The following is a 14345-nucleotide window of genomic DNA, read 5'->3' as shown; positions in this document are numbered from 1 at the left end:
TATTCACCTTCTTTCAAAAGCATTAGAGGCCGGTTGTACCGCCCTTGCTTTTATATCCTCTTCAAAGCATCCATCTTGTCGATATATTCTTCCGCAATGGATTCTCCGTCAATCAGCAGATCCCCGATGGTGTCCATCGCAGCCTCGTTAATCTCATCCAGCAGCAGGGCAGGCATCGAGCCTGTGCGCTCTGCAATGGGCTGCAGCGCAGCCGAATTCGGTCCCGCCTTCAAGGCGTGCAGAATCTCCATATGCACGGGCGTCAGACGCTCCGCAAGCTGCTGCCAATCGTCATCCTCAACATCCCATTGCCATGCCTGTCCGTGTGAATGGGATGCTTCCTCTGCTTTACTCGCTTCAGCCTCCGATCCCCGTTCAATATGAGGGATTTCTTTAGCGCCAAGCGTTACTTCAGCGTTTTTTTCGGTAGCTTCTTTGGTAGCTTCTTCGAAAGGTTCTTCGATTGGTTCTTCGATAGTTTTTATGTTAGTATCCAGGGTAGTTTCTACAGTAGTAAGCGCGATAGATTGTTCAGCAGCCTGTTTATAGATTTGCTCAGCGGTTTCCGCAGAAGATCCCCCCGTAGTTTGTCCAGTCGGTACGTTTGCCGCTTCGACGGTCGTTGGTTTAGCCGCTTTTACGGTCGTTGCGTTAGCCGTCCCTTCGATCCGCGGTTCCATTCCGGAAGAATCTTCGCTAGGGAGCCCCGCATCAAAATCCATCACGGCCTGAACGACATCCACACTCTTCGGTTTGCGCTTTCCAGATGAGACGGCTTTCGGGGACTGATCTGAACCTGCATGGACTAATGAAGACTTCTCATCCAAGGCCTCCTCCGATCCGGCCCCCTCGACAAGCAGCATGTCGCGGACCTCGTCCGACTCCCGCTGCAGTCGCCGCAGCTTCCTTGTATCGATCTGCACCTCCGGGATGCTCTTCTTCCGCTCGGCTTCAAGCTGCTGCTCTATTTCTTTGGTCAAATACCGTTCAACCAGCTGCGCCACATCCGGTCCGATGGCCTCCGTCCCGCGAAGCCGTCCCTTGAAGCCCCTAAGCTCCCTCAGCTTGTTCTCCGTCAGCCGGATCAACCCGGTCATGTAAGCCCGCAATGGGGCATACTCGCTTAAGGAGAGGATTGTCAGGACAACCGTTCGCCCATGCAGACCATGGTCATACACCGCGCTGCGAAACAGATATCGCTTGACCTGTCTTGGCCGGGGTTGGAAGCGGTCGATGAAGCGCTGCCCCGTCTTTTTGACCAGATAGCTGTCGACCAGCGCCACAACCTTCGGGGCATACCGCTGCATGTCCTTGCGTCCGGATTCCTGATAGAAACGGCTCTTCTCGGCGTCATAATCCAGCAGGCCGCACAGCAGCTCCCAGGTCAGCTCGGCAGGCTGAAGGGAGAAGCGCCGCATGTACTCCCGCTCCTTCAATTCTGGCGAAATGGCCCGCGGCAGGCGATCATACGTCTCGGGAATCGGCATATCCAGGTGATGCACGATCATAAAATCATATAGCCATTCCCGCAAATACATATCGAGCTTGGCATAACGCTCTCGGTAAGCGTTCCACGCTTGCAGCATCAAATCGTATCCTTGCCGCGGGTCGCTCCAGCCTACGCCGTGAATCAGCTCGTAAAAGTACAAGAACAAATAGGATAAATCCGTATCCGGGTACCGGCCGGACCGTACCTCCTCCCGCCAGTAAAAATACCAGCGAAACTGTTCAGGCCTCATCTGCTCGTACGTCGGCCAGTATGTTTTGAACGGAGCGAATGGAGCCGCCTCCTCCGTATGCCAGGCCAGCTCCCGTGCTTTCAGCGCAAATTGCTGCTCCTTGGTCACATAACGGAAGCTGTCGTCCAAATTCAGATCGGGGGGCTCCTGCGGCTTTACAACCAACGAGCTTCTCCCCACCGGTGCTTGAGGTGCCTCCGTTTGCCGATCCTGCTCTTGATCCGGATTCAGCCCCTCCCCGGTCCGGGTGGCAAGCGGCATGTCCCGCTCCTCCCCGCCGAACTCGATTTCAGCAAAACGAATCCCCTGATCATTGACCAGTGTGGTATGTCTTATGTGCTCTATGTGATTGTTTTTGTTATTATTGAAATCCGGCTTCTCATTTTTCATCGGTCATGAACCTCCGTCATGACTTCAATTATACCATTTTGCGTGGCTAGTCTAATGGATTTTCATATGAAACTCATCTATATTATAAGGGATGAAAGCGAACGATGCTCCAGATCAAAGACTGAAGCCGGAAAGGACTTCCTGATGAATAAATGGATCAAGGCACTATTATTTCTGGTAGGGGCGGCCATTCTGACCCGGCTGATCCCCTTCTCTTCCTGGTTCCGCATCCTCGATACGATGATTCACGAACTGGGACACGCACTCATGACCCTCCTCATGTCCGGCCGAGTGCTCAGCATTGAGCTGAACCCGGATCACAGCGGCGTCACGTATTCCATGCTGTCCTCGGGGGGCTGGAGTCCTGTCGTTGTCTCGTTGGCAGGGTATGTATCGGCCTCCGTGTTCGCCATTCTCATGTTCCTGGGATATGCCCGCAAACGGCAGGGCGAAGGCTTAATGACCATTACCGCGCTGGCGGTTATTATGATTATTTTCTTCGTACACAAGGGGTACGGGCTGTGGTGGCTCATTATTTTCATCATCGTCAATCTTATCTTTTATATGCTGGGACCGAAAATCCGCAACTTCTATTACCTGCTCCTGGCCTTTCTCGTGCTGGAGGAGTCCGTCATGGGGCCGTTGACCTTGGCCATACGGGCGCTGAGCCAGCCATCGCAAGCAGGAGACGCAAGCAATCTGGCCAATATGACTGTGGTTCCCGCGATTATCTGGGCACTGCTGTTCTTCGTCTTTTCCTTGTGGTGCGCCAAGGTGGCGCTGCAGCTGTTCTGGAAGAAGCGATGATGGGCCGTCCCGCTTACCTGATTTTGAAAGGAGCTGCTTAGCATGGCCCGGAAGCAATGGATCAGAGCGCTTGTGGTGTTAGTTGCCTCGAGTCTCATCACTTTAGGCATCCTCTGGTCTAAAGCAATACCTGATAACGAAACTGCAGATACTAAGACTGCGGATCATACGGAATTATATACACTAGAAGGGAATGGAGCCGCCTGGCGGGTGGAGGACTATACCGTCATTCGAACAAAGGACTCCATTTGGCGCGGCAATGCCAAGCTGGTCTATCTGGGGGACTCTAACGAAATCAGGCACTCCGACTACCTGAGCTATACCGTTTATGAGACGCTCGGCAGCGAGAATGAAGCCGTTCCCGTGCTTAGTGGAAGCCAGACAGCCGTAGGCGGGGCGATCAATCTCCTCCAGAATCTGGAGGATCTAGGCTCGGTGGAAAGCCCGATTACGGCTGCCGAACGGAATATGATCAAATTCCAGCCTTCCGGCGTTTATGTCGTCGTCGAGTGGAGGAACAGCCATGGGCAATCCATCCGGGACCGCATTCCGCTTGAAGTGCTGTAAATGGAATAAGCCGTCGTTTCCTCGGTGAGAGGGACGGCGGCTTCTTTATTAGCTGAAGTGGGTAGTAGCGCTTTTTAAAAAATATTGAGGTCCAGTTAATCTGTTCCGACAAGCTCAACCTCTACGAGTTCATCTATGTACTCGGCTTTCAAGTAATATTTGGACCCTTTTTGATAAATGATCACTTCCGGCCAAGAGGGATTATAATAAAATACATACCCCACTTGCTTCCACGTTTGCCCGTTTGCTAATTCATAAATATTCCCGTAATCAAATCCGGTAAATTCATTTTCGATATGGGACTTTGTGACATACGTATAACCTGGAATGGTTGGAGCAGGCGATGGCGGGCCATTCCTTTTCTTGTTAATTGTTGTATAGTCTACTTTAGCATCCACAAATCCCTCGGAGTGAGGCCCAACTTCACCTGGATTGAAGCGGATGACGATGCCCTGATCATAATAGTAAAATGAGTGATTGGACTGAGTAAGGTAAAATTCAATATGATCCGTGAAGATCGGATCCCCTTTGGACTCCCTCTTTACAAGCTGCGATGTAACAGCCTCAATCAGATTGAGCTTTTGACTTTCAGTCTTGATCACATCATCAAGCTCCAAGCGCTCGCCTGTCCTTAGATCAAAATTAAATGTACTGGCTGAGATGGTTTGGCCGCCTTCAGAATTTAAGTAGATGGTATTAACAATCGATAACTTTCCGTTTTTATTGTATTTGGTATTGGCTTTGGAACGAAAAGAGGTATGTTCACCGCTCTTTTTGTATTCCATATTCGCCCAGGCTAAAAGCTGGGCGTCTGCTTTAAGAATCCTATTGATATCACTGACCACTTTTTTGTTTTCCCCGCTAATTTGCACATATTGTTGGCCGAGGAAGTAATGTACGCTTGTCTTAACCTTGGTTGAAGCCGCATCAACCTCTGATGCGAATGAGATCAGGCTGATGAGGCACACGATCAACCATCCAGAAACAACTTTACTCATTACGTTTTCGTTCCCCCTACGATTGGATGAAACCCCAATTTCTTTTCCATCAGTATTTCAAAGCAACTCCAATCACTACCTGACAATATGAATGATAAATCCAAAAATAACGGCGATCACGATCAATACACCAGCCGCTAATAAAGTCATCGCCATATCGCTCAGCAACCCCCGCTGCTGATGACCTGCAAGCTTCTCCTTGACCTTTCTTTCTGAAACTTCCTGTTGTACTTGATCCAATGGCTCCGGGCCCATGACCATATGAATGCACCTCCACTATGCCGCATACCCAATTTTACCATAGTTTGCGGAATGAGGAATTCAAATCTGCTCACTATTCGATATACGCACCGCCCCACGGCACGCTAACAGGTGTGCAGCCACAGCCCCTCCCCCACTCCCAAAAAAAGCGCAAAATAAAAAGCCCAGCCCCCGCAAGAGCAGGAGCCTGGTGCAAAGCAATCGGTTGTTTTCACCATACGGTCGAACGAAGAGCGCGTGTAATGGTATAATTGTAAATAGTTTAATAAAATCCCATGATAAGGGGGTGTTGATATGGGTTCGGCATTTGGTTTTGGAGGCCTGATCGCCAATCTAGTCATAATCTTTGTTGTTTTATTAGTCCTATATCGAATCGTAAAACTTGCGGTTAACCGATCTGAAATTAAAGAGGACATCACAAAATTAAGGGCAGAGGTAAAAAACTTACATACAAAAATTAATAACCTTGAAAAGTCAGACTTATGAGCGACCGGAGACGATTTACGCACCGCCCCACGGCTCGCTAAGGAGTGCAGCCACAGCCCCCCTTCTCCATAAAAAGCCCGGCTCCTGCCTTTGCAGCCAAGCCGGGCTTTGCCTTTGCGTTTCCATGGGACACCCACAAGGGCTTTGCTGCACACTTCTTCCCCTGCCACAGGTGCGAATATCGGCGGAGGAGCAGCGCGCTCGCCTTTAAAATCGGGAAGCATCCTCTACCTATTCCAGTCTAGCTTCCCGATTTTAACAGCGACCGAAGCCGATATACGCACCGCCCCACGGCTCGCTAAGGAGTGCAGCCACAGCCCCCCTTCTCCATAAAAAGCCCGGCTCCTGCCTTTGCAGCCAAGCCGGGCTTTGCCTTTGCGCTTCCATGGAACACCCACAAGGGCTTTGCTGCACGCTTCATTCCCTGCCACAGGTGCGTATATCGGCGGAGGAGCAGCGCGTTCGCCTTTAAAATCGGGAAGCATCCTCTACCTATTCCATTCTAGCTTCCCGATTTTAACAGTGACCGAAGCCGATATACGCACCGCTCCACGGCTCGCTAACGAGTGCAGCCACAGCCCCCCTCCTCCATAAAAAGCCCGGCTCCTGCCTTTGCAGCCAAGGCGGGTTTTGCCTTTGCGCTTCCAGGTCACCCACGTGGCTGGCTGCACGCTTCCTTCCCTGCCAAAGGTGCGTATTTCGGCGGAGGAGCAGCGCGTTCGCCTTTAAAATCGGGAAGCATCCTCTGCCGACTCCATTCTAGCTTCCCGATTTTAACAGCGACCGGAGACTATTTACGCACCGCCCCACGGCTCGCTAACGGGTGCAGCCACAGCCCCCCTTCTCCATAAAAAGCCCGGCTCCTGCCTTTGCAGCTAAACCCGGGCTTTGCTTTTGCGCTTCCATGGGACACCTACGTGGCTGGGCTGCACGCATCCTCCCCTGCCACAGGTGCGTATATCGGCGGAGGAGCAGCGCGTTCGCCTTTAAAATCGGGAAGCATCCTCTACCTATTCCATTCCAGCTTCCCGATTTTAACAGCGACCGGAGTCGATATACGCACCGCCCCACGGCTCGCTAAGGAGTGCAGCCACAGCCCCCCTCCTCCATAAAAAGCCCGGCTCCTGCCTTTGCAGCCAAGCCGGGCTTTGCCTTTGCGCTTCCATGGGACACCCGCAAGGGCTTTGCTGCACACTTCTTCCCCTGCCACAGGTGCGTATATCGGCGGAGGAGCAACGCGCTCGCCTTTAAAATCGGGAAGCATCCTCTACCTATTCCATTCTAGCTTCCCGATTTTAACAGCGACCGGAGACGTACACGCACCGCCCCACGGCTCGCTAACGGGTGCAGCCACAGCCCCCCCTCCTCCATAAAAAGCCCGGCTCCTGCCTTTGCAGCCAAGCCGGGCTTTGCCTTTGCGCTTCCATGGAACACCCACAAGGGCTTTGCTGCACGCTTCATTCCCTGCCACAGGTGCGTATATCGGCGGAGGAGCAGCGCGTTCGCCTTTAAAATCGGGAAGCATCCTCTACCTATTGCATTCCAGCTTCCCGATTTTAACAGCGACCGAAGCCGATATACCACCGCTCCACGGCTCGCTAACGGGTGCAGCAAAGCCCTCCTCCCACTTCCAAAAAAAGCGCAAATTAAAAAGCCCAGCCCCCGCAACAGCAGGAGCCGGGCTTTACCCTAAATTATTGTTGCTTCAAGTTATAGAACGACTTCAAGCCGTTGTATTGAGCAAGCTCGCCCAATTGGTCTTCGATGCGAAGCAATTGGTTGTACTTCGCTACGCGGTCCGTACGGGAAGGTGCACCCGTCTTGATCTGACCTGCGTTGGTAGCAACAGCGATGTCAGCGATCGTGCTGTCCTCGGACTCACCGGAACGGTGGGAGACAACAGCGGTGTAGCCTGCGCGTTTTGCCATTTCGATTGCATCGAATGTTTCAGTCAATGTACCGATTTGGTTAACCTTGATCAGGATGGAGTTACCGATACCTTCCTTGATACCTCTCTCCAGACGCTCAGTATTCGTAACGAACAGGTCGTCACCAACCAGCTGAATTTTGTTGCCCAGCTTCTCAGTGAGCAGCTTCCAACCTTCCCAATCGTCCTCGGAGCATCCGTCTTCGATGGTGATGATTGGGTATTTGTCTACCCAAGAAGCGAGCAGGTCAACGAATTCCGCAGGCGTGAAGGATTTGCCTTCGCCTTCCAGAACGTATTTGCCGTCCTTGAAGAATTCCGTGGAAGCAACGTCCATACCCAGGAATACGTCTTTGCCTGGCGTGTAGCCGGCTTTTTCGATCGCTTCGATGATGGAGGACAGTGCATCTTCGTTGGACGTGAAGTTTGGAGCAAAACCGCCTTCGTCGCCAACTGCCGTGTTCAGGCCTTTGCCTTTCAGAACGGACTTCAGGTTGTGGAAGATTTCAGCGCCCATGCGAAGCGCTTCTTTGAAGCTAGGTGCGCCCACAGGCAGTACCATGAACTCTTGAACGTCTACGTTGTTGTCGGCATGTGCACCGCCGTTCACGATGTTCATCATTGGCACTGGAAGCTGTTTGGCGTTGAATCCGCCGAGGTATACGTACAGCGGGAGATCCAATGCGTCAGCAGCAGCGCGTGCTACAGCCATGGATACAGCCAGGATCGCGTTTGCGCCGAGCTTGCCTTTGTTAGGCGTTCCGTCCAAAGCGATCATCAGCTTGTCGATACCGAGCTGGTCAAGCGCGTCCATACCGATTACTTCAGGGGCGATGATTTCGTTCACGTTCTCAACAGCTTTCAGAACGCCTTTGCCCAGGTAACGGGATTTGTCGTCGTCGCGAAGCTCAACCGCCTCGTGAACGCCAGTGGAAGCGCCGGATGGAACGATCGCGCGTCCGATCGCGCCGGATTCCAGGTATACTTCAACCTCTACAGTCGGGTTGCCGCGGGAGTCAAGGACTTCGCGAGCATATACGTCAGAAATAATAGTCATGGGTATAGTCTCCTTTTTCTTTGGTATCGTCTATGGTAAAGATTTTGTCCGTCTTTATTTACGCGCCGCAATCATGGAAGTTCCGGTCATTTCAGCCGGCTTCGGCAGATCCATCAGGTCGAGGATCGTCGGAGCAATATCGGCCAGAATGCCGCCTTCGCGCAGCGTCACGTTCTCATCGGTAACGATGAACGGTACCGGGTTGGTGGTATGAGCCGTGAATGGGCGTCCATTCTCGTCGAATACCATGTCCGCATTGCCGTGGTCAGCCGTAATGATGGCGACCCCGCCTTTAGCCAGAACGGCCTCAACCACTTTGCCGACGCACTCATCCGTCACTTCAACCGCCTTCTTGGTTGGCTCGAGCATGCCCGAGTGGCCAACCATGTCCGGGTTCGCAAAGTTCAGGATAATCGCATCATGCTTCTCGGCTTCGATTTCCTTCACGCACGCATCTGCGACTTCATAAGCGCTCATTTCCGGCTTGAGGTCATAGGTTGCTACCTTCGGCGAGTTGATGAGGATGCGCGTTTCGCCTGGAAGCTCCACATCGCGTCCGCCGCTGAAGAAGAACGTCACATGCGGATATTTCTCGGTTTCCGCAATGCGCAGCTGCTTCTTGTTATGCTGCACCAGCACTTCGCCAAGCGTGTTGTCCAGATCCTTCGGCTTGTAGGCAACGAAGCCCTCCACCGTCTCGCTGAACAGGGTCAAGCACACGAAATGCAGGTTCTGCGGGAATCCCGGACCGCGGTCGAATCCGCGGAAATCCTTATTCGTGAACACCTGGGACAATTGAATCGCGCGGTCAGGGCGGAAGTTCAGGAAGACGACCGAATCGCCGCTTTCCACAAGGCTTATCGGCTGGCCTTGGTCATCAACGATCACCGTAGGCTCGACGAATTCGTCATATACGGATTTCTCATACGATTCGGTAATCGCTTTGAGCGGATCGGTGTACTTCGGTCCTTCTCCGTATACCATGGCGCGGTAAGCCTTCTCCACGCGATCCCAACGCTTGTCGCGGTCCATCGCGTAATAGCGTCCAGACAATGTAGCGATCTGTCCAACGCCCACTTCCTGGATCTTGGCAATGAGATCTTTCACGAACTGCTTGCCGCTGTCAGGCGCTACATCCCGTCCGTCCATGAAGCCATGGATGTAAACGTCCTGCATGCCTTCCTTTTTAGCCAGGTCCAGCATCGCAAACATATGCTCGATGTGGCTATGTACCCCGCCATCCGACACAAGCCCGTACAGATGAAGCTTCTTGCCGCTGTTTTTTGCCGCGCGAACCGCCTCCACCAGCGTATCGTTCTCGAAGAACTCGCCTTCACGAATCGACTTCGAGATCCGGGTCAGGTCCTGATACACGATCCGGCCTGCGCCGATGTTCAGGTGGCCTACCTCAGAGTTCCCCATCTGGCCTTCCGGCAAACCGACCGCTTCGCCGCAAGCGGTAAGCGTTGTGTTCGGATACTGCTTCAAGTACCGGTCATAATTCGGCTTGTTCGCTTGAGCGACTGCATTGCCTACTTCGGTGTTGCGAAGCCCGAAACCGTCCATGATGATCAGGGCTACTGGTCTTGGAGCTGTCATCTTACTTCGCCCCCTCAACGAGTGCGATGTAGGAAGCCGGCTGAAGACTTGCACCGCCGACGAGCGCGCCGTCGATGTCGCTTTGTCCCATATACTCCGCTACATTTTCAGGCTTCACGCTGCCGCCGTACTGAATCCGTACTTGAGCTGCAACACTTTCACCGTACAAGCCCTTCACCAGCTCGCGGATATAGGCGATCACTTCGTTAGCATCCTCAGCCGTGGAAGATTTGCCTGTCCCGATAGCCCAGATTGGCTCGTAAGCAATGACAACATGAACCGCTTGGTCTGCAGGGAGACCTGCAAATGCGGCTTCGGTCTGCACCTTGCACACATCTTTCGTCTGGCCGGCTTCACGCTCTTCCAGCTTCTCGCCTACGCATACGATCGGCAGCAAGCCGTGACGGAATGCCGCATGAACCTTCTTGTTCACGATCTCATCGGTTTCTGCAAAGTATTGACGGCGCTCGGAATGTCCGATAATGACATAATCAACGCCCAGGTCCTTCAGCATCAAACCGCTGATTTCGCCTGTAAATGCGCCGTTATCTTCAAAATGGAGGTTTTGCGCGCCGATCTTGATGTTCGTTCCTTTGGCTGCTTCCACCAAAGCCGGAAGATTCGTAAACGGTGCGCAGATCACGCTTTCCACGCCTTCTACTTCCGCTTTGCCTTTAATCTCTTCGAAAAAAGCCTTTGCTTCCGGAACCGTCTTAAACATTTTCCAGTTGCCAGCTATGATAGGTGTTCTCACACAGTTCACTCCTTTATTCCCCCCGGTGAGCCGGGGTTCAAGCTTCTTCCACATTAGCTATCCAAAATCATTGATCTATATCTTTATTTATCGTTCAGTGCCACAACACCAGGAAGTGCTTTGCCTTCCATGAACTCAAGAGACGCACCGCCGCCGGTGGAAATATGGTCCATCTTGTCAGCGAGTCCGAATTTCTCAGCAGCTGCTGCGGAATCCCCGCCGCCGATCACCGTGTAGGCTTCCGTTTCTGCACATGCCTGTGCCACTGCACGGGTACCATGGCTGAATGGTTCGATTTCGAATACGCCCATAGGTCCGTTCCATACAACCAGCTTGGAGTTTTTAATGACTTCAGCATATTTGGCACGAGTCTTCGGTCCGATGTCAATGCCTTCCCAATCAGCCGGAATACCATCGATATTGACAATCTTGGTGTTGGCATTTGCGCTGAATTCGTCGGTAACGACGATATCTTCAGGCAGGTAGAAATTCTTGCCGAGCTGCTTCGCTTTCTCGATGAATCCGAGCGCGGCATCCAGCTTCTCTTTATCAAGCAGAGATTGGCCGATTTCATGCCCTTGCGCCTTGAGGAAGGTATACGTCAATCCGCCGCCGATGATCACGTTGTCGGCAATGTTCAGCAGGTTGTCGATGACATCGATTTTGTCCTTAACCTTCGAGCCGCCGATAATCGCCGTGAACGGACGATCCGGATTCGAGAGGGCTTTGCCGAGAACGGACAGCTCCTTCTCCATCAAGAGGCCGGATACGGCTGGAAGATGATGAGCAATACCTTCAGTAGATGCATGCGCACGGTGTGCTGCGCCAAACGCGTCGTTCACGAACAGATCGGCAAGCTCTGCGAACTGCTTCGCCAGCTCCGGATCATTCTTCTCTTCACCTGGATAAAAACGAACATTTTCAAGCACCAGCACGTCGCCGTTTTGCAGCTTTTCGACCTGCGCTTTTACTGCTTCCCCTACAGCTTCGTCCGCTTTTGCTACCGGCTTGCCCAGCAGCTCGGACAGACGCTCGCTTGCAGGATTCAGACGCAGCGATTCGACAACCTCGCCTTTCGGACGGCCCAAATGGCTCGCCAGGATGACCTTGGCGCCCCGCTCCACCAAATATTGAATCGTCGGCAAAGTTTCGCGAATCCGAGTGTCGTCTGTAATTTTACCATCTTCGAGCGGTACATTGAAATCGACGCGGACAAACACCCGTTTGCCGCTTACTTCTACGTCACGCACACTTTTCTTGTTCATCTCCACGTTCCTCCTAACAAAATGTTCTCCCTCGCCGGGCAGCATGCCGCTGCTCTCGTTTCTCTCTCTAATCGCCCGCCAGAGCCGGCTTCTCTCGCTACTTCCCAGTACTCTGGCATGAAAACAGGTTAAAACCATGAACCAAAGAGGAGGCCCGTAAACGGAACTCCTCTTCGATTGGTTGGCTGGATCAATTACAGACCTTTGCTTGCGATGTAAGCAGCGAGGTCAACGACACGGTTGGAATAGCCCCACTCGTTGTCATACCAGGAAACAACTTTAACCATGTTGTCGCCAACAACCATTGTGGAGAGCGCGTCGATCGTGGAAGAAGCAGGATCGCCATTGTAGTCGCTCGATACGAGCGGCTCGTCGGAGTAGTTCAGGATGCCTTTCAATGGACCCTCAGCGGCTGCTTTCAGCGCTGCGTTAACTTCTTCTTGCGTAACGTTCTTGGACAGCTCAACAACGAGGTCCGTTACGGAAACGTTCTTCGTAGGTACGCGCATTGCCATACCGTTCAGCTTGCCTTTCAATTGCGGCAGAACCAGGCTAACCGCTTTAGCAGCACCTGTTGTGGAAGGAATGATGTTCTCAGCAGCTGCACGAGCACGACGCAGGTCTTTGTGCGGAAGGTCAAGCACTTGCTGGTCGTTCGTGTAGGAGTGAACGGTAGTCATCATACCTTTCACGATGCCGAACTTCTCGTCGAGAACTTTAGCGAATGGAGCCAAGCAGTTGGTTGTGCAAGAAGCGTTGGAAATGATGGTGTGGTTAGCAGCATCGTATTTCTCTTCGTTAACGCCCATAACGATAGTGATATCCTCGTCCGTAGCTGGAGCGGAGATAATAACTTTCTTAGCGCCGCCTTTGAGGTGAGCGGAAGCTTTCTCTTTCGCTGTAAAGATACCCGTGGACTCAACAACGATTTCTACGCCGTACTCAGCCCAAGGCAATGCTTCAGGGTTGCGCTCAGCAAATACTTTGATCTCACGGCCGTTTACAACCAGTGCGCCTTCTTTAGCTTCAACGGTTGCATTCAGTCTTCCGTGAGTCGTGTCATATTTCAAAAGGTGAGCCAGCGTGCTTACGTCCGTCAAATCGTTGATTGCAACGATTTCTACTTCGCTGTTGTTCAGCGCAGCACGGAACACGTTGCGTCCAATACGTCCAAAACCGTTAATACCTACTTTAACCATGAGTAGTTCCCTCCATATTTGTAAAATTAATATATTCAAGACCGGCCGTTAAGCCGATCAAGACAACGGGATAAAGAATAACGAGGCCTTGCACCTGTATGCTTGCTGGACCGTAAGGTTACGATGCCGCTGCATCGATCTCCTTCTCTACCTCCAGCGCAGCCGCCTCATCCGTAACGAGGATATCCTCGTGCCCGAATTTCAGCACGGCATGAATCGCTTTGCCTTTGCTTCGGCCGCCGGCAATGCCAATGATCGTCTCCGTCTGCATGATGTCCTCCAGCCGGAGCCCGAGAGTCAGCATCTTGTGGACAACCGCGCCTTCCTCGCTGAAGTAGTATCCGAAGGATTCGGCAATCGCCCCATCCTGCTGGAGGCTGCGGATCGAGTCCTCGTCCAGCTTGCGTCTTCTGGCCATTTCCATCGCGTCGCCGATCCCGTGGATAATGATCCGGGAACGTCGGATGACATCCACAATCTCCTGGATGTGCTGATCCTGCACTAGGGATTGATAGGCATCCTCGCTAAGGAGATCAGGCACGTGCAGCAGACGATATTCGGCACCCACGCGCTTCGCCATCTTGGAAGCAATCGTGTTAGCCTGAATTTCCATGCTCTCTCCGAGACCGCCGCGTGCGGGCACAAACCATGTGCCTTTCAGAGGCCCTGCCGCAAGCGGTGACATCTGCTCCGCGACTTCGGCGAGCGTGGATCCACCCGTGACGGCGATCGTATCGCCGTTCTCGACGAAGCTTAGCAGTGTTCTTGCTCCGGCACGTCCGAGCTCGCGCTTCACTTCCGGAGAGGATTCACTGTCACCGGGAATGACGACAACCTTGCGGAGTCCGTAGGCCTTCTTGATCTTCTCCTCAAGCTCGACCAGCCCGAACAAATCCTTCATGAGCGGCTCCAGTTCTTCGAGCAGACACAGTCCTGCATGGCTGATCCGCATACCGAGCGTCTCAATCTCGATCAGTCCCTGCGCTTTCAGAAGATCGGTTTCAGCCCGCAGAACCCGTTCCGTCATCGATAAGGATGACGCCAGCGTTCGTCGGCCGACCAGCCCGGACAGCTTGATCTGATGGAGGATCGTGTACCTTCGTTTAAAGGTGTACATCAAATCGGGCAGAAGCTGCTCTTGTATTTCTAATAGGTTACGCATGCATTCCACTCCTGCAAACTTTCGTCTCGGCTCTTCTATCGGTTGGACGTAAAATGTCCCGGGATAACCTTTTAAGTCCCACCCCTATTCTAACCAATAATGATGCAGGTTGCAAGTGTCCGAACGTATATTTC

General features: G+C 52.7%; 13 protein-coding genes. 3 read left to right on the top strand and 10 right to left on the bottom strand.

What is annotated here, in order from left to right; genetic code table 11:
- Positions 1-50 precede the first annotated feature (50 nt).
- Positions 51-2129: a TerB N-terminal domain-containing protein gene (locus tag NST08_RS01135; protein ID WP_251537842.1), complete on the bottom strand. Its 2079-nt coding sequence runs from the start codon at positions 2127-2129 to the stop codon at positions 51-53.
- Between the two features lie 144 nt (positions 2130-2273).
- On the opposite strand from NST08_RS01135, the gene NST08_RS01130 reads away from it, so the two are divergent.
- Entirely contained in the window at positions 2274-2936 is a 663-nt protein-coding gene (locus tag NST08_RS01130) for a M50 family metallopeptidase (RefSeq protein WP_028406734.1), read from the top strand.
- A 42-nt stretch (positions 2937-2978) separates the two neighbouring features.
- A complete protein-coding gene (locus NST08_RS01125) occupies positions 2979-3503 on the top strand; it encodes a hypothetical protein (protein ID WP_210094344.1) in 525 nt (174 codons plus the stop codon).
- A 95-nt stretch (positions 3504-3598) separates the two neighbouring features.
- Here NST08_RS01125 and NST08_RS01120 read toward each other — a convergent pair whose 3' ends face one another.
- Both NST08_RS01120 and NST08_RS01115 read right to left on the bottom strand, forming a co-directional pair.
- Positions 3599-4501 carry an RsiV family protein gene (locus NST08_RS01120; protein ID WP_341341352.1) on the bottom strand — a complete coding sequence of 301 codons (903 nt, stop codon included), beginning with the start codon at positions 4499-4501 and terminating at the stop codon, positions 3599-3601.
- A 75-nt stretch (positions 4502-4576) separates the two neighbouring features.
- Positions 4577-4762: a hypothetical protein gene (locus tag NST08_RS01115; RefSeq protein ID WP_028406731.1), complete on the bottom strand. Its 186-nt coding sequence runs from the start codon at positions 4760-4762 to the stop codon at positions 4577-4579.
- A gap of 294 nt (positions 4763-5056) precedes the next feature.
- On the opposite strand from NST08_RS01115, the gene NST08_RS01110 reads away from it, so the two are divergent.
- On the top strand, positions 5057-5248 hold the full coding sequence (locus tag NST08_RS01110) for a hypothetical protein (RefSeq protein WP_028406730.1): 192 nt from the start codon (positions 5057-5059) through the stop codon (positions 5246-5248).
- A 1281-nt stretch (positions 5249-6529) separates the two neighbouring features.
- On the opposite strand, the gene NST08_RS01105 is transcribed toward NST08_RS01110, so the two are convergent.
- The 7 genes from NST08_RS01105 to NST08_RS01075 form a co-directional block, all read right to left on the bottom strand.
- Positions 6530-6862: a hypothetical protein gene (locus NST08_RS01105; RefSeq protein WP_341341351.1), complete on the bottom strand. Its 333-nt coding sequence runs from the start codon at positions 6860-6862 to the stop codon at positions 6530-6532.
- An 80-nt stretch (positions 6863-6942) separates the two neighbouring features.
- Positions 6943-8232, bottom strand: a complete 1290-nt coding sequence (gene eno / locus NST08_RS01100; RefSeq protein WP_007133019.1) for a phosphopyruvate hydratase — start codon at positions 8230-8232, stop codon at positions 6943-6945.
- A 54-nt stretch (positions 8233-8286) separates the two neighbouring features.
- Positions 8287-9831 carry a 2,3-bisphosphoglycerate-independent phosphoglycerate mutase gene (gpmI, locus tag NST08_RS01095; RefSeq protein ID WP_028406078.1) on the bottom strand — a complete coding sequence of 515 codons (1545 nt, stop codon included), beginning with the start codon at positions 9829-9831 and terminating at the stop codon, positions 8287-8289.
- Between the two features lies 1 nt (position 9832).
- A complete protein-coding gene (tpiA, locus tag NST08_RS01090) occupies positions 9833-10585 on the bottom strand; it encodes a triose-phosphate isomerase (protein ID WP_028406079.1) in 753 nt (250 codons plus the stop codon).
- Positions 10586-10668: 83 nt separating this feature from the next.
- The gene (locus NST08_RS01085) at positions 10669-11850 is read right to left on the bottom strand and encodes a phosphoglycerate kinase (RefSeq protein WP_007133016.1); all 1182 of its coding nucleotides are present in this window, start codon (positions 11848-11850) and stop codon (positions 10669-10671) included.
- Between the two features lie 194 nt (positions 11851-12044).
- The gene (gene gap, locus NST08_RS01080) at positions 12045-13049 is read right to left on the bottom strand and encodes a type I glyceraldehyde-3-phosphate dehydrogenase (RefSeq protein ID WP_007133015.1); all 1005 of its coding nucleotides are present in this window, start codon (positions 13047-13049) and stop codon (positions 12045-12047) included.
- A 118-nt stretch (positions 13050-13167) separates the two neighbouring features.
- A complete protein-coding gene (locus NST08_RS01075) occupies positions 13168-14211 on the bottom strand; it encodes a sugar-binding transcriptional regulator (RefSeq protein WP_213613385.1) in 1044 nt (347 codons plus the stop codon).
- Positions 14212-14345: the final 134 nt, after the last annotated feature.

This window comes from Paenibacillus sp. FSL K6-1566 (genome assembly GCF_038050475.1).
Classification (GTDB): domain Bacteria; phylum Bacillota; class Bacilli; order Paenibacillales; family Paenibacillaceae; genus Paenibacillus_AQ; species Paenibacillus_AQ lactis.
The sequence above is the reverse complement of the archived record's forward strand: the minus strand, read 5'-3'. Positions and strand labels throughout refer to the sequence as shown.